The organism is Kitasatospora sp. NPDC032757 (assembly GCF_055579305.1).
Window position 1 is genome coordinate 12,908 of the sequence record NZ_JBVINN010000054.1, and the last position, 20,561, is coordinate 33,468.

Annotated in this window: 20 protein-coding genes; 8 read left to right on the plus strand and 12 right to left on the minus strand. The window is 74.5% G+C overall.

Features of this window, described 5'->3' with window-relative positions; genetic code table 11:
• Nucleotides 1-2 precede the first annotated feature (2 nt).
• From ACZ5WK_RS36335 to ACZ5WK_RS36375, 9 genes are all read right to left on the minus strand, one after another.
• Nucleotides 3-881 carry a Vgb family protein gene (locus tag ACZ5WK_RS36335; protein WP_465554187.1) on the minus strand — a complete coding sequence of 293 codons (879 nt, stop codon included), beginning with the start codon at nucleotides 879-881 and terminating at the stop codon, nucleotides 3-5.
• An 89-nt stretch (nucleotides 882-970) separates the two neighbouring features.
• Nucleotides 971-2,065: an AI-2E family transporter gene (locus tag ACZ5WK_RS36340; protein WP_465554246.1), complete on the minus strand. Its 1,095-nt coding sequence runs from the start codon at nucleotides 2,063-2,065 to the stop codon at nucleotides 971-973.
• A 244-nt stretch (nucleotides 2,066-2,309) separates the two neighbouring features.
• Complete coding sequence (locus ACZ5WK_RS36345; protein ID WP_465554189.1) at nucleotides 2,310-2,741, minus strand: hypothetical protein; 432 nt, start codon at nucleotides 2,739-2,741, stop codon at nucleotides 2,310-2,312.
• A gap of 266 nt (nucleotides 2,742-3,007) precedes the next feature.
• Nucleotides 3,008-3,451 (minus strand): hypothetical protein, encoded by a 444-nt coding sequence (locus ACZ5WK_RS36350; RefSeq protein ID WP_465554191.1) that lies wholly within the window; start codon nucleotides 3,449-3,451, stop codon nucleotides 3,008-3,010.
• A gap of 160 nt (nucleotides 3,452-3,611) precedes the next feature.
• Entirely contained in the window at nucleotides 3,612-4,565 is a 954-nt protein-coding gene (locus ACZ5WK_RS36355) for a winged helix DNA-binding domain-containing protein (RefSeq protein WP_465554248.1), read from the minus strand.
• Nucleotides 4,566-4,716: 151 nt separating this feature from the next.
• Entirely contained in the window at nucleotides 4,717-5,436 is a 720-nt protein-coding gene (locus ACZ5WK_RS36360; RefSeq protein WP_465554193.1) for a glycerophosphodiester phosphodiesterase, read from the minus strand.
• A gap of 65 nt (nucleotides 5,437-5,501) precedes the next feature.
• Nucleotides 5,502-5,948: a hypothetical protein gene (locus tag ACZ5WK_RS36365; RefSeq protein ID WP_465554195.1), complete on the minus strand. Its 447-nt coding sequence runs from the start codon at nucleotides 5,946-5,948 to the stop codon at nucleotides 5,502-5,504.
• 145 nt (nucleotides 5,949-6,093) lie between these two features.
• Complete coding sequence (locus ACZ5WK_RS36370; protein ID WP_465554250.1) at nucleotides 6,094-6,510, minus strand: TOBE domain-containing protein; 417 nt, start codon at nucleotides 6,508-6,510, stop codon at nucleotides 6,094-6,096.
• Nucleotides 6,511-6,717: 207 nt separating this feature from the next.
• Nucleotides 6,718-7,911, minus strand: a complete 1,194-nt coding sequence (locus tag ACZ5WK_RS36375) for an ROK family transcriptional regulator (protein ID WP_465554197.1) — start codon at nucleotides 7,909-7,911, stop codon at nucleotides 6,718-6,720.
• Nucleotides 7,912-8,083: 172 nt separating this feature from the next.
• On the opposite strand from ACZ5WK_RS36375, the gene ACZ5WK_RS36380 reads away from it, so the two are divergent.
• The 7 genes from ACZ5WK_RS36380 to ACZ5WK_RS36410 all read left to right on the plus strand — a co-directional run bounded on the left by ACZ5WK_RS36380 (nucleotide 8,084) and on the right by ACZ5WK_RS36410 (nucleotide 14,863).
• The gene (locus tag ACZ5WK_RS36380; protein WP_465554199.1) at nucleotides 8,084-9,343 is read left to right on the plus strand and encodes an MFS transporter; all 1,260 of its coding nucleotides are present in this window, start codon (nucleotides 8,084-8,086) and stop codon (nucleotides 9,341-9,343) included.
• A gap of 121 nt (nucleotides 9,344-9,464) precedes the next feature.
• Complete coding sequence (locus ACZ5WK_RS36385) at nucleotides 9,465-10,250, plus strand: dienelactone hydrolase family protein (RefSeq protein ID WP_465554201.1); 786 nt, start codon at nucleotides 9,465-9,467, stop codon at nucleotides 10,248-10,250.
• Nucleotides 10,251-10,349: 99 nt separating this feature from the next.
• A complete protein-coding gene (locus tag ACZ5WK_RS36390) occupies nucleotides 10,350-11,090 on the plus strand; it encodes a TVP38/TMEM64 family protein (protein ID WP_465554203.1) in 741 nt (246 codons plus the stop codon).
• 91 nt (nucleotides 11,091-11,181) lie between these two features.
• A complete protein-coding gene (locus ACZ5WK_RS36395) occupies nucleotides 11,182-11,712 on the plus strand; it encodes a DinB family protein (protein ID WP_465554205.1) in 531 nt (176 codons plus the stop codon).
• Nucleotides 11,713-11,978: 266 nt separating this feature from the next.
• Entirely contained in the window at nucleotides 11,979-12,371 is a 393-nt protein-coding gene (locus ACZ5WK_RS36400; protein WP_465554207.1) for a cell division protein SepF, read from the plus strand.
• A 232-nt stretch (nucleotides 12,372-12,603) separates the two neighbouring features.
• The gene (locus tag ACZ5WK_RS36405) at nucleotides 12,604-13,149 is read left to right on the plus strand and encodes a TetR/AcrR family transcriptional regulator (protein WP_465554209.1); all 546 of its coding nucleotides are present in this window, start codon (nucleotides 12,604-12,606) and stop codon (nucleotides 13,147-13,149) included.
• 70 nt (nucleotides 13,150-13,219) lie between these two features.
• Nucleotides 13,220-14,863, plus strand: coding sequence for an MFS transporter (locus tag ACZ5WK_RS36410; RefSeq protein WP_465554211.1), 1,644 nt, complete (start codon nucleotides 13,220-13,222; stop codon nucleotides 14,861-14,863).
• Between the two features lie 57 nt (nucleotides 14,864-14,920).
• Here the strand turns inward: ACZ5WK_RS36410 and ACZ5WK_RS36415 are convergent, their stop codons facing one another.
• From ACZ5WK_RS36415 to ACZ5WK_RS36425, 3 genes are all read right to left on the minus strand, one after another.
• Nucleotides 14,921-17,386: a SpoIIE family protein phosphatase gene (locus ACZ5WK_RS36415; protein WP_465554213.1), complete on the minus strand. Its 2,466-nt coding sequence runs from the start codon at nucleotides 17,384-17,386 to the stop codon at nucleotides 14,921-14,923.
• A gap of 148 nt (nucleotides 17,387-17,534) precedes the next feature.
• Nucleotides 17,535-18,155: a TetR/AcrR family transcriptional regulator gene (locus tag ACZ5WK_RS36420; RefSeq protein ID WP_465554215.1), complete on the minus strand. Its 621-nt coding sequence runs from the start codon at nucleotides 18,153-18,155 to the stop codon at nucleotides 17,535-17,537.
• 132 nt (nucleotides 18,156-18,287) lie between these two features.
• Nucleotides 18,288-19,874 (minus strand): 4-coumarate--CoA ligase family protein, encoded by a 1,587-nt coding sequence (locus ACZ5WK_RS36425; RefSeq protein WP_465554217.1) that lies wholly within the window; start codon nucleotides 19,872-19,874, stop codon nucleotides 18,288-18,290.
• A 363-nt stretch (nucleotides 19,875-20,237) separates the two neighbouring features.
• Here ACZ5WK_RS36425 and ACZ5WK_RS36430 point away from each other — a divergent pair, with 363 nt between their 5' ends.
• Complete coding sequence (locus ACZ5WK_RS36430; protein WP_465554219.1) at nucleotides 20,238-20,561, plus strand: hypothetical protein; 324 nt, start codon at nucleotides 20,238-20,240, stop codon at nucleotides 20,559-20,561.

Consider the following 20,561-nt stretch of genomic DNA (forward strand, 5'->3'; position numbering starts at 1 on the left):
GCTCAGACCGCCAGGCGGACGATCTCGCCGATCTCCAGCGCCGCGTACACGGCGCCGTCCGGCCCGACGGCGATGCCGTGCGGCTCCGCGCCCTCGACCGGCAGCCCGTACCCCTCGTAGCCGCCTCCCGGGGTGAGCGAGCCGATCCGGTTGCCGGCCCACTCGGTGAACCAGAGGCGCCCGTCCGGACCGGCCGCGACGGCGTGCGGGCGGGCGGCCTCGTCGGGCAGCGGGTACTCGGTCACCGTGCCGTCGACGGCGATCCGGGCGACTCGGCCGGCGCCGATCTCGACGCACCAGAGCGCGCCGTCACCGCCCGCGGTGATGCCGACGGGCGCGGCCCCCTCGGTGGGCAGCGGATGCACCGTGACCTCCCCGCCGAGGGTGATCCGGCCGACGGCGTGGGCCTGGTTGAGGGTGAACCAGAGCGCACCGTCCGGCCCGGCGGTGATCATCGACGGGTAGGCGCCGGCCACCGGCAGCGGATACTCCGTCACCTCGCCGTCCGCCGTGATCCGGCCGATCCGGCCGGCGGCGAGCTCGGTGAACCAGAGCGCGCCGTCGGGCCCCGCGGCGATCCCGAACGGCCCGGCGCCCTCCGCCGGCAGGTCGAACGACCGCGCGCGGCCGTCCGCGTCGATCCGCCCGATCCGGTGGTCCCGCATCCGGGTGAACCAGAGCGCACCGTCCGGCCCCGCCGCGATCACCGACGGCCCGCACTCCGGCGCCCCCAGTCCGAACCGCCGCACCGTCCCGTCCGCCGCCAGCCGCCCGATCTCCCCCGCGTGCACCAGCGTGAACCAGACCGCGGCGTCCGGCCCGATCGCGACCCCGTACGGCCCGGCCCGGCCGTCCGACACCGGGAACCTCTCGAACGTCATGCGCATCCCCCTTCAGTGCTATCACGACTTCCGTCGCATTAGCACTCTCGCACACGCGCCGCCCGCAGGACAAGCGCCGGCCGGCCCGGCTACTCCTGCACGGGTTCCTGCTCCTGGTCGGATGCCCGCCCGGCCGTCGCGCCGCGCCGGCCACCCGGGCGGGAGCGGCCGATCTCGCCGCGCAGGACGGAGACGACACCGAGGCCGGCGGCGCAGACCGGCACGGCGAGCAGGGCGCCGAGGATGCCCGCGATGCCTGAACCCGCCACCACGGCGACCATGATCGTGGCCGGGTGCAGCTCGACGGTGCGGCTCTGGATCAGCGGCTGGAGGACGTTGCCCTCGATCATCTGGACGGCGAGCACCACGCCGAGCGCCCAGAGCGCCGTACCGAGCCCGCCCTCGGCGAGCGCGACCAGCACGGCGACCGTCCCGGAGAGGAAGGCCCCGACGAACGGGATGTAGGCGCCCATGAAGACCAGTGCGCCGAGCCCGGGCGCGCCGGGGACGTCGAGCAGCAGCAGGCCGACGGTGATGAAGAAGGCGTCGATCAGGGCGATCAGCGTGGTGCCGCGCATGAAGCCGGCCATCGCCTCGAAGGCGCGCTCGGCGCAGGCGACGACCGTCTCGGCCGTGCGGGCCGGCAGGTAGGAGCGGACGGCGTCGGGGGTGCGGTGGCCGTCCCGCAGGAAGAAGAAGACCAGGGCGAGGGCGAGGACGCCGCCGGTGGCGATCTGGGTGGCGAGGCCGAGCCCGGAGAGCACGCCGTTGGTGAGCGCGGAGACCAGCGAGCTGGTCTCGCCCTTGGCGTTGTCCAGGGCGTGGCGGATCTTCTCGCCGAACGGGCCGAGCCAGTTCGCGAGCCGGTCCCCGGCCTGCGGGAGCGCCTCCGCGATCTGCGGGGCGCTGTGCACCAGCGAGTTGACCAGCAGGGCGATCACCCCGCCGACGGCGGCCACCAGCAGGGCGCAGGTGAGCCCTGCGGCCAGTCCGCGGCCGGCCCCGCGCCGCACCATCCACGGCATCGCGGGGTAGAGCAGCGAGGTGCCGAGCAGCGCCAGGATCACCGGAACGGTGGCGGCGCGCAGTTCGACCAGGGCGAAGACGACCAGCGAGGCGACGGTGATGAGGAGGATGCCCGCCACCGACCAGGCGGCCGCGGCCCGGACCGGGGGCGGGAGCATCAGGTACGGCCTGCGGTGGTCCGGCCTGCGCTCGCGGGCGGTACCGTCCGGATCACTGCCGGAGGAGGGCTCCGCCGGCTCCCCGGCCTCTCCGGACTCCCCCGACATCTCCACCTCCGCCTGGGCCGATCAGTCCGCGTTCGCCCCATCTCAGCAGATGATCTGACTGATCGCCCGTTTTGCCCCGGCACGCCCGGGCCGGCCGCCACCGGTCCGGGCATTCGGGACACTCAACCCCGGCCGGTCACTCGTGGAAGTTGAACCGGAACGCCTGCCGCTGGTTGCTGACCTCCAGCGGCCGCAGCGCGAGGCGCGGCGGGAAGATCCGCAGCAGGCTCAGGTCCATCGCCAGTTCGGTCCCCTCGATCGGGCCGCCCGGGACGACGACATGGAAGGAGAACGGCTCCGCGGCCTGGTAGAGCGCCCACGGGCGGGGCTCGGTGCTCCCCATGATCATCTCGTTGATGTTCGGGTCGCTGTCGTAGGTCAGGTACGTCCCGTGCCGGAGGTTCTTGATGGTCACGTTGCCGTCGTCGAGCCCCTGCACCTCCCACTCCTGCTCACCGGGGTTGCCGGTGGGCGGCAGCAGGACCGCGAGGTCCTTCGGGTCCAGGAGCGTCACCAGCTGTTCCTGTGGCTTGCTGATGGCGTAGACGCCGTTCGGTACGGGTGCCATGGTCGACTCCACTCTGACGGGCGGCGCCGCACAGGCACCGCCGACTATTGGGCGAGTCGATTCAAACGGCGACACCCCGGCCGTACACGGAGGAACGCCGGAGCCTCACCCCATCGGGTTCATTCACCCGCACACCCGCATGAAACTCGAACACCCACACTGTCCGGCCTCCTCGCACCGGACCGCCCCGCCGGAGAGCCCGGACCACCGGCCACCGGACCACCGGCCCGAACGCCCACGGGCCGGGCAGCCGGGCCGGGCCGGGCCTAGGGAAGGTGGATCAAGAAGTCCCAGGCCTGCTGCCGGTCGTCGACGTCCAGCGGTCGCAGCGCGATCCGGGTGGGGAAGATGTCCAGCACACTGATGTCGAGAGCCAGCTCCTCGCCCTCGACCGGCCCGCCGGGGACGACCAGGTGGAACCGGAAGTCGTCCTGACCGCCCACCGGGCGCGGCTCCCACTCCCGGGCCTCGGGCGAGCCGACGACCTCGGTGTTCTCCTGCGGGTAGCCCTCGTAGCCCGCGAAGGACCGGTGCCGCTGGTTGCGGAGCACGATGTTGCCGTTGTCCAGCTCCTCCACCTCCCACGACTGCGCCTCCAGCTCGCCCTCGGTCGGCGGGATGAGGACCACGAGCTCCTTGGCCCCCGCCAGGGAGAGCAACTCCTCGTTCGGCTTGCTGATGCTGTAGGTGCCGTTGGGTACGGATGCCACGGTCGACTCCACTCTCACGGGCGGCGCCGTGCGGGCACCGCCGGCTGCTGGGCGAGTCGATTCAAGCGGCGGCGCCCCGGCCGTACACGGAGGAACCGCCGGAGCCTCACCCCATCGGGATCCCGGCCTCGTACGCCCGCACGAGGCTCGAACGCCCGCGCTACACCGCCTCCTCGAACCGGACCGCCCCGCCGCCGCCCGCGAAGGCCAGCACCCGCTGCGCCTCGGCCTCCGCCGCCTGCCGGTCGGCCCGGCGCAGCGCCGCGTACGGGCGGATCACCACCGCGCGCTCCTCGCCCCGGCCGCCCTCCGCGAGCTGCCAGCTGCCGGCGACCAGGCCGTCCACCAGCAGGATGCCGGGCACGATGCCGTTCTGCGTCATCAGCCGGTGCCGGTACTCCTCGGGCAGGACGCGGCTGCGGTCGGCGTGCGAGAGCACCAGGTTGTCGAAGGGGGCGACCAGCCGGACGGGGGCCGGGACGGACGGGTCCGGCCGGGGCGCGTCGGGCAGGTCGTAGAGCAGCCGTCCGTGCTCGTCGCGGAAGGTGAGCAGCCCCGGGGCGAGCCGCTTCAGCACCGGGCCGAGCCGGCTGAGGCCGCACCACTTCTGCAGGTCGGCAGCGGTGGCCGGGCCGAAGGCGGCGAGGTAGCGCAGGGCCAGGTCGTCCAGCGAGGGGGCCGGGTCGAGGGGCCGGCCGAGCCAGTGCTCGGCGGTGGTGTGCGCGGCGCCGCCACCGCGGCCCCAGACCCCGCGCGGCGGGACCTGCACCAGTGGCAGCCGGCAGCGTGCGGCCTGGGCCAGCGCGGCCGGGTCGCGGTCGGGGCGGGTGGCGGCGAGCAGCGGGCCGAGCTGCCGGAAGGTGCGCGGCTCCTCCTCGACCAGGGCGCGGGCCTCGTCGGCGAGCGCGCCGAGGTCGAGGCCCGCAAGCTGCTTGCCGTAGCTGCCGCGCAGGCCCTGGTCGAGCTGGGGCTGGAGGAGCGGACGCAGGGTCAGGCAGTCGTCCCCGGTGACCAGGTGGATGGTGCCGCGCTGGAGCGCGATCCGGACGACCCGGCGCTGCTCGATCAGCGCGGTGAGCTCCTCGGCGGCGAAGCCCTCCAGCCGGCAGAGCAGGCCGAGGTAGGGCGGCTGCGGTGCGGCCTGGGCCTGGAGCCACCGAGGTGGCGGACCAGGTCGGCGGCCGTCATGGTGGCGCGGTCGAGCAGGTGCTGACGGGCCAGCAGGGCGCGGCCGAGCGCGCGGGGGCCCAGGACGTCCGGTGAGGTCACCGAGGGCCGTCCAGGACGGAGCGCAGCACGCCGATCCGGTTGCTGGTGATCGAGTCCACGCCGGCCCCGCGCAGCCGGCGCATGGTGCGGCGAAGGTCGGCGGTCCAGGTGGAGACGGCGAGCCCGGCGTCGTGGGCGGCGGCGGTGAACTCGGGGGTGGCCAGGCCGAACGGCGGGTTGAGGTAGCGCGGGCGGAGGTCGTCCAGCAGGGCTCGGGCGGGCAGCCGCGGCTGCTTCCAGGTGAGCGCGATCTCGGCGTCCGGGGCGAGGGCGCGGACGGCGAGCATCGCGGTGGCGGGGCCGCAGAAGGCGACCCGCTGCTCGGCGCCGAGGCCGGTGACGGCCTGCCAGGTGGCGGCGGCGGGGTGCGGGTCGTCCAGGTCGATCAGCAGCCGGGCGGCCGGGGTGGCGGCGACGGCCTTGACCGCCTCGGCCAGGGTGGGGACGGCGAGGTCGCCGTCGCGCAGCTCGTCCAGCTGGTCGAGGGTGACCCGGCGCAGGGGGCGCGGGTCCCCCCAGAGGCGTTCGAGGGTCTCGTCGTGGAGCAGGACGGGCACGCCGTCGCGGGTGAGCCGGACGTCGACCTCGACGGCGTCGGCGCCGGCGGTCAGCGCGGACTCGACGGAGGGCAGGGTGTTCTCGCGGTACCGGTAGGGGTCGCCGCGGTGGGCGACGGCGAGGACGGGGCGGCGGTCGGCGGGGATGGGTGCGTTCACGGCGGTGGCGGTCCTCGGGGCCTTCGTCGGGGTCTCGGGTGGAGTGCTCGGCAGGCCGGCGGGGTTCACCGGATCAGCCCCGCGAGCCACGGGGAGAGGTGCTGGTGGGTGACGGCCTCCCGGTAGGGGGCCTCGCCCGGCACGGTGACGATCAGCATGCAGGACGGCGGGAAGGTCCGCTGCCTGACCTGGACCAGGCCGCTCCAGACCGAGTCGAGGAAGGCCGGCACGCTGTCGCGCGGCACGTCGAAGGCGATGCTCTCGACGGTGACCACCGCCTCGTCGTGGACGAAGAGCCGGACGGTGGTCCCGGGCCGGCCGGTGATCTCCAGCAGCGCCTCGTGGGGTATCTCGTCGAGTTCGCCGTCGGCGCCGCCGACGCCGACCAGGCCGGCGAAGGTCTGGTCGCGGCCGATGTCATGACCGGCCCGGACCTCGCGGCCGTGCCGGGCGGCCATCGCCTCGACCGCGAACACGGCGCTCTGGGTGGACGGCAGTGGCGGATGGGGCATCGGGCGGCGGTCCTCTCGTCGGCGGGGCTCTGCGGGGTATCGGGGGTCTACGGGGCGTCGGGGGTCTACGGGGCGTCGGGGGTGCTCGGCGGGGCGTGCGGCCGGGAGCCGCAGGGCGTCGGCGGGCCGAAGCGGCGGAGCCGGCTCAGCGCCTTTCGACCATCACGTTGGTCGACTTGATGACCGCCGTCGCGGGCGCCCCGGGCACCAGGTTGAGCTCCTCCGCCGACTCCCGGCTGATCAGCGAGACCACCCGGAACGGCCCGGCCTGGATCTCCACCTGCGCGGCGACGTCGCCGAGCACCACGTGGGTGACGATGCCCGGGAACCGGTTGCGGGCGGACGACGGCCGCCCCTCGGCCTCGGCGTTCTCGGGGCGGGCCAGCTCCCGGGCGAAGGCGGCCAGCTCGGTGCCGGGGATGATCCGGTGGCCGTGCTCGTCCCGCTCGGCGGCGACCCGGCCGGCGTCCACCCATCGCCGCATGGTGTCGGCGCTCACGCCGAGCATCGCCGCCGCCTCACCGATCCGGTACGGGTTGACCGGTCCCTCGGGGTGGCCCATGTACGACTCCTGACGGTGGTTCGGTGGCACGGCGGACTCCGGTGTCACGGCGGTCTTCGGCAGCACGTCCGTATCACAGGGGGCGACGGCGGTGGTCCGGCCGTCGCCGCCATCCTGCCGCACCGGGGGCCCGCTCGGCCAAGCGGAGCACCCGCCGTGGCGGCGCGGCCCGGCGGTCCCGGCGAGCCGGGACCGCCGGGCGGCTCGCTACGGCTCGCCGAAGAGGTCCCGCCGGACGGCGTCGCCGGCGGTGAGGACGGCGCCGCCGAGCACCGCTCCGCCGCCGGCCGTCCCGGCCCGGACCTCGGTGCGCAGCGGGGAGAGCCCGGCGAGCCGGCGCTCGACCCGGCGGGCCAGCTCGGCGCCGCCGGCCCGGCCGATCTCGCCGCCGAGCACGACGCAGCCCGGGTCGAGGACGACGCAGACGGCGGCCGTGCCGACGGCGATCCGCCCGGCCAGCTCGTCCAGGAACGGCCCGCCCAGCTGCCCGTCGCCGAGGGCGTCGAGCGCGGCCCGGACGGCGGCTTCGGCGGCGGCCGCGTCGTCGCCCGGGCCGGCCGGCAGGCCGTGGGCGCGGGCCAGGGCGCAGACGGCGGCGCTGCCGACCAGGCCGTGGAAGCCGCCCTCGCAGTCGGTGGCGCTGGGCAGGGCGACGGTGCCCGGCACGGGCAGGAAGCAGATCTCGCCGGTGCCGCCGGAGGCGCCCCGGCGCAGCCGTCCGTCGATGATCACGGCGGCGCCGACGCTGTGGCCGAGCCAGACCAGGACGAAGGTGTCCTGGCCCCGGGCGGCACCGGTCCGGTACTCGGCGCGGCCGGCGAGGTTGACCTCGTTCTCCAGGATGACGTCGGTGCCGGGCAGCTCGCGCAGGGCGGTGAGCAGTTCGGCGTGCCAGGCGGGCAGCGCGCCGGTGCTCTTGAGCCGGCCGGTGGCGGGGTCGACCAGGCCGGGGGCGCCGACCGCGACGGTGTGCAGCTGCTCGACGCCGGACCGGCGGGCGGTGTCGAGCAGGGTCCGGACGATCCGGGCCGCCGTGCCGCTCTCGCCGTTGCCCTCGACGGCAAGGTCCGCCGCCGCCAGCGTCTGCCCGGCGAGGTCCGCGACGACCAGGCTGACGCCGCCGGAGCGGACGTCGATGGCGCCGATGTGCGCCCGGGAGGCCACCAGCGCGTAGAGCCGTGCGTTGGGGCCGCGCCGCTGTTCCCCGCGTTCGCCGACCACGGCGACCAGGCCGGCGCGCTGGAGGCGTTCGAGCAGGTCGGCGACGGTGGGCCGGGAGAGCCCGGTGAGGTCGCGCAGCTCGGTCGCGGTCAGCGGTCCCTGGTCGAGGAGCAGGTCGAGCGCCAGCCGGTCGTTGATCGCCCGGGCGGTGCTGGGCGTGGCCGTTCGCGCGATGGTCATGGAAGCGCATCCTTCCAGAGTGTTTCTATCAGGGTCCCTTCCTGATAATTTATCGAACCGCGGCGCCGCACACGAACCAGGTCGCGCCGGGCACATGGGGGCAGGACACCTGTGTGCGGAAACCACCCACAGGGCACCGCCGCGCCTCGGCGCGGCCGGGAGGGAAGACCGGATGACCGACACACCGACCGCAGTTCCGCGCCACGACCCGGCCGGCCCCGGCCCGCTGGAGCGGCCCCGCCGGGCCCGGACGGCCGTCGCCCTGGTGTTCGCCGTACACGGCGCCGTCGGCGGCACCTTCGTCACCCGGATCCCGTGGATCCAGGACCGCCTCGACCTCTCCCCCGGCCAGCTGGGCCTGGCGCTGGTGATGCCCGCCATCGGCTCGTTCCTCGCGATGCCACTGGCCGGCCGGTTCGTCCACCGCTTCGGCGGGCGGGCCGCGGTGCGCGGACTCCTCACCCTCTGGTGCCTGACACTGACCATGCCCGCCCTCGCCCCCTCGCTCCCCGCCCTCTGCGCGGTGCTGTTCGTCTACGGCGCGACGGCCGGCATGGCGGACGTGGCGATGAACGCGCAGGGCGTCGAGATCGAGCAGCGGCTCGGCCGCTCGATCATGTCCGGGCTGCACGGCATGTGGAGCGTCGGCGGGCTGCTGGCCTCCGGCTTCGGCATCCTCGCCGCCCACCAGGACCTCGACGCCCGGATCCAGCTGCTGGTCACCGCACTGGTGCTGACCGCCCTGGCCCAACCGGTCTGCCGGGAGCTGCCCGACTTCCGGGCCGCCGACGGCGCCGAGGCACCGCCGCGGTTCGCGCTGCCGCCGCGCAGTTCGCTGGTGATCGGGCTGGTCGGCTTCTGCGCGGTGTTCGCCGAGGGCGCGTCGATGGACTGGAGCGGCGTCTACCTCAAGGACGTCACCGGCGCCTCGGCCACCCTGGCGGCCGCCTCCTACACGGCGTTCTCGCTCACCATGGCGGTCAGCCGGCTGGCCGGTGACGCGGCGATCCGCCGGCTCGGGGCCGTCCGGGCGACCAGGCTCGGCGGCGCCGTGGCCACTGCGGGCGGCCTGCTGGTGGTCGGCGCGGACAGTCCGGCGCTGGCCATTCCCGGCTTCGCGCTGATCGGCATCGGGATCGCGGTGATCGTGCCGCTGGCCTTCGCCGCCGCCGGCCGGATCGGCACCAACCCGAGCCAGGCCATCGCGGGCGTCGCCACCGTCACCTACACCTCCGGCCTGGTCGCCCCCGCGATCGTCGGCGGGCTCGCCCAGGCCACCTCGCTCACCGTCTCCTTCGGGGTGGTCACCGCCCTCGCCTTCGCCCTGCTGCTGAGCGCGGGCGCGCTGCGCCGCGCCGAGCCGGACTTCCCGGGCGGCGCCGACCCCCGGGAGAAGGCCGCCGAAAACGTGACGGCATTGTCACCGAAATAGCCTTTCGGAAATAATCTCCGAGCGATATGATCCATATCCGGAAGAGGATTTCCGCACTAATATCGCCAGCTGCCGGACGCACCCGCGCCCGGCAGTTCCGCGACCAGTGGAGTCCTTTCCCGTGTGCTATGACGCCCATGCCGCGCCACCTGCTTTCACCCCTCCCACCAGCGCGATCGCCGAGTTCACCCGGGTGACCCTGCGGTCCGCCGACGGCACCGCGTTCGCCGCCTTCCTGGCCAGGCCGGAATTCCCCACCGGCCCGGGAGTCCTCGTCCTGCCCGACAACAAAGGCCTTTCCGGTTTCTATCGGAAGACCGCCGTCCGGCTCGCCGAACAGGGCCACCCGGCGCTCGCCCTGGACTATTACGGCCGCACCGCCGGACCCGAGCCGGAAATGCGCGCCCCGGAATTCGGCGAACTGCCGAACCTGCTGCCGCACCTGCTCGCCCTCACCCCGGACGGGCTCGACGCCGACCTCGCCGCAGGCGTCACCCGTCTCCGGGAGTCCGGCGCGGCCGAGGTGGTCGCGCTCGGCTTCTGCTTCGGCGGCCGCCAGGCGTTCCGCGCCGCCGCCCCCCGCTTCGGCCTGGCCGGCGCGGTCGGCTTCTACGGCTACCCCGACGCCCTCAACGGCGCCCCCGGCCCCACCCAGCTCGCCCCCGGCCTCACCGCCCCGGTCCTCGCCTTCTGGGCCGGGGCCGACGAACACATCCCACCCGCCGCCGTCGCCGCCTTCGATGCCGCGCTCACCGAAGCCGGCTGTCCGCACGAGTTCACGACCTTCCCCGGGGCGCCGCACAACTTCTTCGAGCGCGGCGAGGCCGAGCACGCCGAAGCGGCCAGGACGGCCTGGTTGCGGCTGCTGGCCTTCCTGGCCCGCCCCGACGCGTCCGGGCCTGCCTGACCCCGCCCCCGCACGTCCCCTCCCCGGGCCCGCCGGCCCGGCCGTCGTGCCCCGGACCTGCCCCCGGGGCACGACGGCCCACCGATTAGGCTCGGGGCCGTGCCCCTCCCCGCATCGCCCGCACCGGCCGCCACGCCCGTGGCGCCGGCCCCGCCGAAGCCCTCCGACACCGACCCGCACCCACCGCTGCGCTCGTCGTGGCTGCGGTTCGCCCTGCTGGTGGTGATCCTCGCGGCGGCGGCCGGCTCGCTGCTGCTCTGGAGCCCGACGGCGCTGCTCTCCGGCGGGCTCCCCGCCGGGATGCCGGGGTACTGGCTGGCGCCCGCGTTCACCGCCGTCTACGCGGTGGGGACGCTCGCCTTCGTGCCGCGGCCGGCGCTGAACGCGGCGGCCGGCCTGCTGCTCGGCATCCAGCAGGGCGTACTGCTGGCCGTGCTGGGGACGACGCTCGGAGCCGCGATGGCCTTCGTGCTCGGGCGGCTGCTCGGACGCGAGGCACTGCGCCCCCATCTGCGCGGGCGGATGCTCACCGCGCTGGACCGGCGGTTCACCGAGCAGGGGTTCCGCAGCGTGCTGCTGCTGCGCCTGCTGCCCGGACTGCCGTTCCAGGCCGGCAACTACGGCGCGGCCTTCTCCGGCGTACGGTTCCTGCCGTTCCTGACCGCGACCGCGCTGGGCGTCGTCCCGACCACGGCGGTCTACGTGACGGCGGCGGCCAGTGCGGGCGAGCCCGGGTCGGCGGCGTTCCTCGTGTCGGCCGGGGCGATCGCCGCCCTGGTCGTGGTGAGCCTGGTCTCGCTCTGGCGGGCCGCGTCCCGGCGGCGCTCGACCGCCGCCTGAGCGCCCGCCGGGCCCGCCGCACCCCGGCGCCGCGCGCGCCCCGCCGGCTAATCGGTGGCTTCCGCCGTACCCCTGCGCCAGGATGACCGCCATGACAACCCCCGTGACGACCGCCACCACCCGGTCCGAGCCCCCGTTCGCCGCGGACGAGACCGCCATGCTGACCGCCTGGCTGGACTTCCACCGTGCCACCCTCTCCGTCAAGTGCGAGGGCCTGAGCGCCGACCAGCTGCGGCTGCGCTCCGTCCCGCCGTCCTCGCTCTCCCTGCTCGGCCTGGTCCGGCACATGGCCGAGGTGGAGCGCTTCTGGTTCCGCGCCATCCTGCTCGGCGAGGAGACCGGCCCCGGTGGCCTCTACTGGAGCGAGCAGCACCCCGACGGCGACTTCGACCTCGTCGACGCCGCCGACGCCGAGGCGGACTTCGCCACCTGGCAGGCCCAGATCGCGGCGGCCCGCGCGGCCTGCGAGGGCCTGCCGCTGGAGACGGTGGGCAAGCGCGACCGCCGGGGTGAGCAGGTGACGCTCCGCTGGATCCTGGTGCACATGATCGAGGAGTACGCCCGGCACAACGGCCACGCCGACCTGTTGCGGGAGCTGGTGGACGGCACAACCGGCGAGTGAAATCGTTCCCGCATTGTTGACAGAAGGTCAATTAAGCGGTGACCGCGACCGATATGGTCTACGCGCGCAACCGTCCGCCGTTCCGCTGCGTCGCAACAGTTGCCCGGGTTCGCCCGGGTTTCCGGCGCGGCACGACTCGTACGGGTCGCGAGCGGGCACGGGACCGGTGATCAGTGCGATACTCGGACAGTTCCGACGAGTGGATGACGTGTCAAAAGGGCACGCGCACCGGGGGACCTGTACGGAACGAGGCAGGGAGGCGCGGCATGGGAGCACTTCGCGACGAGCACCACAACGGGTGGCTGATGCCCTCCGGGAACTACCCGGCCGCGGTGTACGACGACGAGTGGATCGAGCAGGAGACAGTACCGTCCTCCCCCGCTCCCACGAAGATCGTCTCCCTGCGGCCGACGGGCTTCGAGGCCGCCCGGACGGTCGGCGAGCACATCCGGGCCAGCACGCCCGTGGTCATGGACCTCACCGAGATGGAGGAGGCCGAGGCCAAGCGCATGGTCGACTTCGCCTCCGGCCTGATCTTCGGCACCCGCGGCGGCATCGAGCGGATCGCCCGCCGGGTGTTCCTGCTCACCCCGGCGGACGTCGAGGTCATGGTGATCGACCGCCCGCTGGACGACACCGGCTTCTACAACCAGAGCTGAGCACGACCGGCGCCGAGCGGAGCCGGGCCCGAACGCAGTCGGGTCCGAGCAGAGCCGGACCCGAGCACGACCGGGCCCGAGCAGAGCCCGCCGGCCGCACAGCGCGCACGACCGGGGACGGCACCGCCGTCCCCGGTTTTTTTGCTGCCGCCGCACCGGCCCCTCCCGCCTCAGGTGAGGCGTCGAAGAAATTATTGAGACATCCATGTCTCATTCGACGTACACTCGCCCCATGGCCACCGACCGCGACTCCGTCCTCGAGGCCGCCGTGGGCGTGCTCTCCCGCCGCCCCACCGCCCACCTCGACGAGATCGCCCGCGCCGCGGGCATCAGCCGCGCCACCCTGCACCGGCTCTTCCCCGGCCGGGAGGCGCTGATCCGCGAGGTCGGGCTGCTCGGCCTGCAACGGTTCGGAGCCGCGCTCGACACCGCCGCCGTCGAGGACGGCGACGCGCACACCGCACTGCGCCGCCTGGTCGACGCCACCGCCCCGGACGCCGCGCTCTGCGCCTTCCTCGCCGGCGAGAACCAGCTCTACGACGACGACGAGATCAACGACCTCTGGGAGTCGCAGATCTCCCGGCTGCACGCGCTCTTCCTACGGGGCCAGCAGCAGGGCGTCTTCCGCATCGAGCTCTCCGCCGGCTGGCTCAGCGAGGCCTTCTTCGACCTGGTGGCCGGCATCGGCTGGGCCATCCAGGACGGCCGGCTCGCCCCGCGCGACGCCGCGTTCTCACTCGCCGAGCTCTTCCTCGGCGGCGCCCTGCGCCGCCCGTAGTCCACCAGCCCCCCACCCACAGCACCTCGGATCACAGGCCCTCGGAACAGCGGCCGGAAACCGATACCCCATGAGCAGCACCGTCCTCACCCGCCCCCGCCAGCGCTGGACCGGCCTCGCCGTCCTCGTCCTGGCCGTCACCCTGGTCGCCGTCGACGCGACCGTCCTCTCCCTCGCCATACCGTCGATCAGCGAGACGCTGCGCCCCAGCGGCACCCAGTTGCTCTGGATCGGTGACGCGTACTCCTTCGTGCTGGCCGGCCTGCTGGTCAGCATGGGATCGCTGAGCGACCGGATCGGCCGCAAGAAGCTGCTGCTGGCCGGCTCCTCCGCGTTCGGTGCCGCCTCGCTGCTGGCCGCCTACGCGCCGAGCGCCGGCTGGCTGATCCTGGCCCGCGCGCTGCTCGGCGTGGCCGGGGCGACCATCATGCCGTCCACCCTGTCGCTGATCCGCTCCCTCTTCCCGGACGACCGCGAGCGGGCCACCGCGATCGGCATCTGGGGCGCGGCCGCCACCGCCGGCGCCGCACTCGGCCCGGTGGTCGGCGGGGTGCTGCTGGAGCACTTCTGGTGGGGCTCGGTGTTCCTGCTCAACATCCCGGTGCTGGTGCTGCTGCTCGTCCTCGGTGCCTGGCTGCTGCCCGAGTCGAAGGACCCGAAGCCGGGCCGCTGGGACGTGCTGAGCGTGCTGCTGTCGCTGGCCGGTGTGATCGGCGTGGTCTACGCGATCAAGGAGGCCGCGGCCCACGGCGTGGCCCGCTGGGACGTGCCGGTCGCGGCCGTGCTCGGCGCCGCCGCGCTGACCGTCTTCGTCCGCCGCCAGCTGCGGCTGCCCACCCCGCTGCTGGACGTCCGGCTCTTCGCCGACCGCCGCTTCACCGGCGCCGTGCTGGCCTCGCTCACCGCGCTCATCGGCCTCTCCGGCGTGGTCTTCGTGACCTCCCAGTACCTCCAGCTGGTCCGCGGGTACGAGCCGCTCAAGGCCGGCCTGGCCGAGCTGCCGGCCTTCGCCGGCGCGGTGGTCGGCGGGCTGCTGACCGCCCGGCTGGCCCGGCGCACCGGCGCCCGGGCCGCACTGACGCTCGGCCTGCTCGCCATGGGCACCGGCCTCGGCCTGATCGGCTGGGTGCACCAGGACACCACGTACCTGCTGCTCGCCGCCGCCTTCCTGATCGTCGGCACCGCGGAGGGCGTCGTCTACACGCTCGGCGCCGACCTGGTCCTGGGCGCCGCGCCCGCCGACAAGGCGGGCGCCGCCTCGGCCGTCTCCGAGACGGCGTACGAGCTGGGCACCGCGCTCGGCATCGCGCTGGTCGGCTCGGTGGTCGGCGCGCTGTACACGGACGCACTGGCCGTCCCGGCCGAGGCCGGGGCGGAGGCCACCGCCCGGGCCGGCGAGTCGCTCGGCGGCGCCGTCGAGGCCGCGCACGGCCTGCCGCAGACGGTGGCCGGGCCGCTGCTCGGCAGCGCCCGGGACGCCTTCGTGCACGGCATGAACGTGGCGGCGGTCCTGGCCGGCGCGCTGCTGCTGGCCGCGTCGGCCCTGGCCTGGCGCCTGCTGAAGGGGCTGCCGCGGGCGGCGCAGCAGCAGGCGGCGCAGGAGCACGCGGGCCGCGCGCAGACGGAGCAGGAGCGGGCAGCGCAGGAGCAGGCGGGCCGCGCGCAGACCGAGCAGGAGCGGGCGGCCCAGGTGCCGGAGAACGTGGGCGCCTGACCGCACGGGAACCCCTCGCCCCGGCCGGGCGCGGGGTTCCCGTCTACCCGGGAGCCGTCAGACCGTCCCGAAGGGGAGCTCCAGCTCGGCCCAGACCACCTTGCCGTCGCGGGTGAGCCGGCTGCCCCAGCGCTGGGCGAGCTCGCTGACCAGGAACATGCCGCGGCCGCCCTCGTCCTGCTCGGCGAAGGGCCGCAGCTGGGGCGTCTGCCCGCCGGCGTCGGCGACCTCGACGGTGAGCACCCGGTCGCGGAAGAGCCGGAGCCGGCGCGGGGCGTCGGCGTGCAGCAGGGCGTTGGTGACCAGCTCGCTGACCAGCAGCTCGGCGTAGTCGGAGAGGGCGGACAGACCCCAGCCGTCGAGGGCGGCGCGGGTGAAGCGGCGGGCCTTGCCGGGCAGCCGGCCGCCGCCGGTGAGCGGGAGGGTGGCGATCCGGTCGGCGGGCAGCGGCAGCACCCGGGCCATGATCATCGCGATGTCGTCCTCGGTCCCGTCGGTGACCAGCGCGCCGAGGACGGCGTCGCAGCTCTCCTCCAGGGTGCGGCCGGGGCCGGAGAGGGTTTCGGCCAGCAGGTCGATGCCGTTGTCGAGGTCCTGGCCGCGCCGCTCGACCAGGCCGTCGGTGTAGAGGGCGACCATTCCTCCCTCGGGGAGGGTGAACTCGATCGACTCGAAGGCCACGCCGCCGACGCCGAGCGGCACGCCCGGGGGGACGTCGATCCTGCGGGCGGTACCGTCGGGGCCGACCCAGACGGGGGGCAGGTGCCCGGCCGAGGCGACCTGCACGGTGCGCTCCAGCGGGTCGTAGACGGCGCAGATGCACGTGGCGAACTGGCCCTCGCCGATACCGGAGGCGGTCTCGTCCAGTCGGGTGAGCACCTGCTCGGGCGGCATGTCCAGGGTGGCGAGCGTGCGGGCGACGGTGCGCAGCTGGCCCATGGTGGCGGCGGCGCGGATGCCGTGGCCCATGACGTCGCCGACGACCAGGGCGACCCGGCCGCAGGAGAGCGGGACGACGTCGAACCAGTCGCCGCCGACCTCACTGACCACGCTGCTGGGCAGGTAGCGGTAGGCGATCTCCAGGCCGAGGGTGCGGTGGATCTCCTGCGGCAGCAGGCTGCGCTGCAGGGTGAGCGCGGTCTCGCGTTCGCGCCGGTAGAGCCGGGCGTTGTCGATGGCGAGCGCGGTGCGGGCGACCAGCTCCTCGGCGAGGGCGACGTCGGCGGCGGTGAACGGCTCGGGGTTGCGCATCCGGATGAACTCGGCGCCGCCGAGCACCATGCCGCGGGCGGTCATCGGCACCATCAGGTACGAGTGGATGCCGGCCTCTATGCCGGGCCCGACCCGCTCGGGGGTGGCGACCAGGCCGCGCAGCACCTCCGCGTCCACGTGGGCGCGCAGCAGCGGGCGGCCGCTGCGCAGGCACTGGGTGTAGCTGCGGTCGGGCGCGTACTCGGAGACCTCGCCGACGGTGTCGACGGCGTGGACGAGGCCGGACTCGTAGGACTCGCCGACGGCGACGGCGCGCAACTGGACCGTGCGGTCGTCCGGGATGGGGGTGGGTTCGGCGCCGCGCAGGACGGGTTCGAGCAGGTCGACGGTGGCGAAGTCGGCGAACCGCGGGACGACGGCCTCGATCAGCTCCTCGGCGGTGCGCTGGAGGTCGAGGGTGGTGCCGATCCGGGCGGTGGCCTCGGCGATGGTGGCGAGACGTTCCTGCGCGCGGGAGGCACGGGCCTCGGCCTGGAAGCGCTCGGTGACGTCGATGATGGAGGAGCAGACGCCGAAGACCCGGCCGGTGGAGTCCTCCAGCCGGAAGTAGGAGGCCGACCAGGCGCGGTCGCGCTTCGGGTCGCCGGGGACGCGGCCGTGCGAGCGGGCGTCGACCACGGGCCGGCCGGTGACCAGCACCTGTCTCATGGTCTGTTCTATCTCGGCGCTGTTGATGCCGGGCAGGACGGCGCTGATCCGCCGGCCGAGGTGCTCCTCGACGGAGACGCCGTTCATCCGGGCGAGCGCCTCGTTGAGCCGGACGTACCGCAGGTCGGTGTCGTAGACGGCCATGCCGATCGGGGACTGGCCGAAGATGCCGTCGAGGACGGCGAGGTCGGCCTCGACCCGGTGCAGGGCCTGGGTGTCGGAGGCGGTGGCGAGCAGCAGCAGGGTGCCGCCCGGGCCGGCTATCGGGTAGGTGCGGAACTCCAGCTCGACCAGGTGGCCGTCCCGGTGGCGGACCGGGAAGACGCCGGACCAGCCCTTGCCGCTCAGGATGCGCTCGAACAGGGCGAGCACCTCGGGGCGGTCGGACTCGTCGGTGAGCAGCCGGGCGGCGTACCGGCCGACGACCTCGTCGGCGGAGTAGCCGAGCAGGGCCTCGGCGTCCTCGCTCCAGTGCAGGATCAGACCGTCGTCCTGGAGCAGGGCGGTGGCGAGCGGGACGAGGCGATGGCCGTCCAGGCGTGCGTGGGCTCCGCCCGGCGCGGGTCCGGCGGCGTCGGTCGCGTCCCACTCGTGTCCGTGCATGATCAGGCAGCACCCCGGTTCGGCTCGTGCCCGGCCGGGCGGGGGCCTCGCGGTCCGCCGGCCGGGTTCTTCTCCAGACTGCACGGACATCGGCCGCCCGGCGACCCCTTCGGTCAGGAGGTGTTCCGGGCATCCGGGTGTACGGGCGTCATGGGCGTACCGGCCGCAGCGTACCCTCCAGAACGCTTGCCCACTGCCGGATCACCCCGGATCGTCTGGCGCTGTCGTCGGTGAGCAGGTTGGCCAGTCCGAGACCGCGTGCCATGTCGAGGGTGGCCTGGACGGTTTCGCGTACGCCGGGCACGGTTTCGTCGGCTCCGAGGAAGTCCACGGCGGCCCGGTGGGCCTCGCGGCCGACGTGGCCCTCCAGCGCGACGATGCGCTCGCGCAGCGGTTCCTCGGTGGCGGCGGCGACCCACAGGTGCAGGGCCGCGCGGAACAGCGGACCGGTGTAGAGGCGCACGATCATGCCGACGACGGCCTCGGTGCGGGCGGGGCCGGCGGGCGGCAGCTCGTCCGCGTGGGCGCGGACGGCTGCCAGCCGCTCGGCGGTGACGTGCTCGACGGCCGCGGTGAAGAGGTCCTCGCGGGTCGGGAAGTGGTGCTGGGCCGCGCCGCGGGAGACGCCGGCCCGCTCGGCGACGACGCTGACGGTGGAGCCGTTCCAGCCGACCTCGGCGAGGCAGTCGACGGCCGCCGCCAGCAGCCGTTGCCGGGTGGCGCGGCTGCGGTCCTGCTGCGGGGTGCGGGCGGCGGGGTGGCTGGTCATCGTCGGCGGCTGGTCCTGTTCGTGCGGCGGCGCGGCGGGTCGATCCTCGCAGATCTCCGGGTACTGCCCGGTGGCAGGTGCGGTGGCGTGGTCCGCGGCAGGTCCGGCAGCCGCCCCGCGGGCCGGGGAGGGTCAGCGGGCGGCCTCGCGGGCGCGCAGCTCGCGGCGGAGGATCTTGCCGGCGGGGGACTTCGGGACGGCGTCCAGGAACTCCACCGCGCGCACCTTCTTGTACGGCGCGACCTGCCCGGCCACGAAGGCGGCGACCTCCTCCTCGGTGAGCGTGCTGCCCGGGGCGCGCACCACGAAGGCCTTGGGGCGCTCGGTGCCCTCCGCGTCCGTCACGCCGATCACCGCCGCGTCGGCGATCCCGGGGTGCCTCAGCAGCAGCGCCTCCAGCTCCGCGGGGGCGACCTGGTACCCCTTGTACTTGATCAGCTCCTTCACCCGGTCGACGATGTACAGGTAGCCGCGTTCGTCGACGTACCCGACGTCGCCGGTGTGCAGCCAGCCGTCGGCGTCGACCGTGGCGGCCGTTTCGGAGGGGCGGCCGAAGTAGCCCCTCATCACCTGCGGCCCGCGGATCAGCAGCTCGCCCGGCTCGCCGGGGCCGAGGTCGGCGCGGGTGCCGTCGAGGGCGGTGACGCGCAGCTCGGTGGAGGGGACCATCCGGCCGACCGAGCCCGGCGAGGGGTCGGTCTCCGTAGGGGAGACGACGTGCGAGACGGGCGACAGCTCCGTCATGCCGTAGCCCTGGAGGACGCGCGGCAGGCCGAGCCGGCGGGCACAGGCGGCGGCCAGCTCGTTGTCCAGCGGGGCGGCCGCGCAGAGCAGGTACTCGACCGAGGAGAGGTCGAAGCGGTCGGCGATCGGGTGCTTGGCGAGGGCGAGCGCGATCGGCGGGGCCACGATCAGGGCCTGGACGTGCTGCTCCTCGATGGTGCGGCAGAACTGCTCCAGGTCGAAGCGGGGCAGCACGACCACGGTGGCGCCGCACCGCAGCGGCTGGTTGAGCAGGGCGGCCAGGCCGTAGATGTGGAAGAAGGGCAGGACGGCGAGGATCCGCTCGCCCTCCTTCGGATGGTAGAGGGCGTCGGTCTGGGCCAGGTTGGTGGCGATCGAGCGGTGGGTGAGCATCACGCCCTTGGGCAGCCCGGTGGTGCCGCTGGAGTAGGGCAGCACCGCGATGTCGTGGCCGGGGTCGATGACGACGTCGGGCGCCGGGCCGGTGGCGGCGAGGAGGTCGGCCAGCGAGCGGTGGCCCTCGGCGCCGTCCAGCACGATCAGCTCGACCGGCGGGAAGCCCTCGGCGGCAAGCTGGCCTGCGGCCTGGCGGGCGGTGGCGAGGAACGGCGAGACGGTGACCAGCCAGCGGGCGCCGCTGTCGGCGAGCTGGCCGGCCAGCTCGCCGGGGGTGGCGAGCGAGGAGACGGTGGTGACGGTCGCGCCGGCCCGGGTGGCGCCGTAGAAGGCCATCGGGTAGCCGATCGTGTTGGGGCTGAACAACGCCACCACGTCGCCCTTGCGCACGCCCGCCTCGGCAAGTCCGGCGGCCACCCGCCGCACGGCCGCACCGAGCCGGGCGTGGCTGACCGTCTCCCCCGTGACACCGTCCACCAGGGCCGGCCGGTCGCCGTAGCGCTCGGCCTCGCCGAGCACCGCGTCATGGATCGGCAGGTCGACGATCGCGACGTCCGGGAACTCACTGCGGAACACCAAGGCGTGCCTCCAAATAGGTAGTTGACGCACGATCGGGCGCCCGGCGAAGGCGCTGGAGAGCGGCCGGCCGGGCGCGCGGGACAGGAGCATACGGACAGTCACGCGGAACTGCGCCAATGTGGCGAACAATCGGGGGAGCGCGCGTGGCACGCTTGCCGCGTGCGGCGAGGAGACCGGACGGTGTGCGCATGGCCGCCCGCCCCCGAGGGCGGCCCCGGCCAGGGAGCACCCCCACCGTGACACGCACTGCCTTTCTGCCGTCCTCCCCCGCCGGCTGCCGGCCGCCACCGCGGCGGCCGCAGCGCTGACCTTCGGTGCCGCGCCGCTCGCCCTCGCCGCGCCGGGCGACAACGGCGACGTCAAGTGCACGACAGCACCACCTCGCCGGACAGCCGGAACGACGACCCGAAGGTCTGCCAGTTCTATCTGGATGTCTTCAACTTCGACACCGTCACGCTGGTCAACTGGACGGTCGAGCAGCAGCAGCCGACCGGGCAACGCGCTGGTCCTGGCCGGGGCCTGGTGCTGGCCCACGGCACCGGGAGGACGGCCGACTACAGCCTGCCGGACGGGGCACCACCGGCTCAACTGGACGTTCGTGGGCGAGAACCGCAGTGCCAGGCACAACGTGTTCGACGTTACGAGTCCAACACCGTGGTCCTCGCCCATCTCTCCTCCGCCAGGTGA